The following is a 2,164-nucleotide window of genomic DNA, read 5'->3' as shown; positions in this document are numbered from 1 at the left end:
GATCAACCGCGCGGCCGAAGCCGCCGTGCCCATGGGCAAGGACCTGCTGGTCAACGCGGTGCAGACCATGAGCGTCACCGATGCGAAGAAGATCCTGACCGGCGGCGACAACTCGGTGACGGCGTTCTTTGCCGAGAAGACGCGCGCGCCGCTGAACACGCGCTTTCTGCCCGTGGTCAAGCAGGCGACCGACCAGGTGGGCCTGGCCCAGCAGTACAACCAGTTCGCGGGCAAGGCCGCGGGCCTGGGCCTGATCAGCGCCCAGGACGCCGATCTGTCGCAGTACGTGACGGGCAAGACGCTCGACGGCCTGTTCCTGATGATCGGCGAGGAAGAACGCAAGATCCGCAAGGACCCCGTGGGCACGGGCAGCGCGCTGCTGCAGAAAGTGTTCGGGGCGCGCTGATGGGCCAGGCGACGACGCAGGCCTGCGCTTGCGGGCGGGTCGATGGCAAGGGGCGGCCGCTTTCCTATGCCCAATGTTGTGAACGTTTCGTCGCGCATTTCGACACCACGCCCGCGCCCGATGCCGAGCATCTGATGCGTTCGCGCTATAGCGCGTTCGTGCACGAAAACGCGGCCTATCTGCAGGCCACCTGGCACGCCAGCCAGCGCCCGGCGACGCTCGACTTCGATGCCGGCACGCGCTGGCTGGGGCTGAGTGTCAAGGACTTCAAGGTGACGGGCGAGGACCGCGCCGAAGTCGAGTTTGTCGCGCGCTATCGCATTGCGGGGCGCGCGGTGCGGCTGCATGAGCGCAGCCGGTTTGTGCGGGAAGAGGGGCGGTGGTTCTATGTGGATGGGGACCAGCTCTGAGCGGGCCAGGCCTGCCCTCAATCCACGCTTTTTTGAATCCATGGAGAACGCCGGCCCCGGCCGGCGCAAGCAATGCAATTTGACGCGATCTTGTTCGACTGCGACGGTGTGCTGGTCGACAGCGAAACCATTACCAATACGGTGCTGTGCACCATGCTCAACGAGTCGGGCTGGCCGATTTCGGCCGAGGAGTGCATGCGCACGTTCATCGGCCGCACGGTGCGCAGCGAGACCGCGCGCATCGAAACGCATACCGGCAGGCCGCTGACCGATGAGTGGATGGCCGCGTTCTATGAACGCCGCAACGACCAGCTGCGCGCGCAGCTCGTGGCGATCGACGGCGCGCTGGCGTCCGTGCAGGCCGTGCATGCACAGTTCGAGGGGCGCATCGCCGTGGCTTCGGGCGCCGACCGCTTCAAGGTGGAAATGCAGCTGACCCAGGTCGGCATGGCGCCGTATTTCACGGGCCGGGTGTTCAGCGGCCACGAGACGCCGCGCTCCAAGCCGTTTCCCGATGTCTATCTGGCCGCGGCTGCGGCGCTGGGCGTCGCGCCCGGGCGCTGCCTGGTGATCGAGGATTCGGTGCCGGGCATTCAGGCGGGCCTCGCGGCCGGCGCGACGGTCTGGGGCTACTGCCCCGATCCCGTGCTGTTCGCGACGCCGCAGATGCTGCAGGACGCGGGCGTGGCGCGCATCATGCGCTCGATGGCCGAACTCCCGGCGCTGCTCGCGGGCTGACGCGGTCCGTCAGGGCCGCAGCAGTGGCGACGGCGTGGTCGGCACGCCTTGGGCCAGCGCGGCGCCGTGTTCGGCGGCAAGCGCACGCACAAATGCGGGTCTGGCCTGCAGCCGCTGCCAGTAGGCCTGCGTGGCCGGCCCCCATTGCGATGCGAGGCCCAGGTGCGCGGCCAGCAACAGCGCATAGCCCACGGCCACATCGGCGGCCGTGAAGCGCGCGGCGCAAAGCCATTCCTGCTGTTCGATCGCGGTTTCGACCGCGCGCAGCCGTGCCAGAAACCAGCGTGCATAGTCCTGCGCGACCTGGGGCTGCAGCCGCCCGGGCGGCTCGAAGTGGGTGTAGCGCAGCACCAGCGTCTGCGGAAACGTCAGCGTCGCGTCGCTCATGTGCAGCCAGTTGAGATAGGCCGCGAAGTCGCTTTCGTGCGCGCCCACCGACAGCCCGGCGTCGGGGTGGCGCGCGGCCAGGTATTCGCAGATGGCCGCCGACTCCGTCAACTGCGCCGTGCCATGCCGCAGCAGCGGCACCGTGCCCAGCGGGTTGAGCGCGAGATAGTCGCGCGCCAGCGCGCGCGGCGGGAACGGCAGCATCCGCAGTTCGTAAGGCTGC

The 2,164-nt window shown here is 68.5% G+C and carries 4 protein-coding genes; 3 read left to right on the top strand and 1 reads right to left on the bottom strand.

Annotation, left to right across the window (positions count from 1 at the left end; all coding sequences use genetic code 11):
* The 3 genes from D3H34_RS31910 to D3H34_RS31900 form a co-directional block, all read left to right on the top strand.
* A partial coding sequence (locus D3H34_RS31910; RefSeq protein ID WP_147400554.1) for a DUF4197 domain-containing protein occupies positions 1 to 406 on the top strand: 406 nt, incomplete at its 5' end.
* Positions 406 to 816, top strand: coding sequence for a YchJ family protein (locus D3H34_RS31905; protein ID WP_205736853.1), 411 nt, complete (start codon positions 406 to 408; stop codon positions 814 to 816). The genes D3H34_RS31910 and D3H34_RS31905, both read left to right, overlap by 1 nt.
* A 72-nt stretch (positions 817 to 888) precedes the next feature.
* On the top strand, positions 889 to 1,554 hold the full coding sequence (locus tag D3H34_RS31900) for an HAD family hydrolase (RefSeq protein ID WP_119558791.1): 666 nt from the start codon (positions 889 to 891) through the stop codon (positions 1,552 to 1,554).
* Positions 1,555 to 1,563: 9 nt separating this feature from the next.
* Here D3H34_RS31900 and D3H34_RS31895 read toward each other — a convergent pair.
* On the bottom strand, positions 1,564 to 2,164 hold a 601-nt coding region (locus D3H34_RS31895; RefSeq protein ID WP_147400553.1), incomplete at its 5' end, for a glutathione S-transferase family protein.

Source organism: Acidovorax cavernicola, from assembly GCF_003581445.1.
The sequence above is the reverse complement of the archived record's forward strand: the minus strand, read 5'-3'. Positions and strand labels throughout refer to the sequence as shown.

Bases quoted from the DNA above. Each gene is read 5' to 3' on its own strand.
- D3H34_RS31905 (WP_205736853.1), top strand. From the start codon at position 406: ATGGGCCAGGCGACGACGCAGGCCTGCGCTTGCGGGCGGGTCGATGGC.
- D3H34_RS31900 (WP_119558791.1), top strand. From the start codon at position 889: ATGCAATTTGACGCGATCTTGTTCGACTGCGACGGTGTGCTGGTCGAC.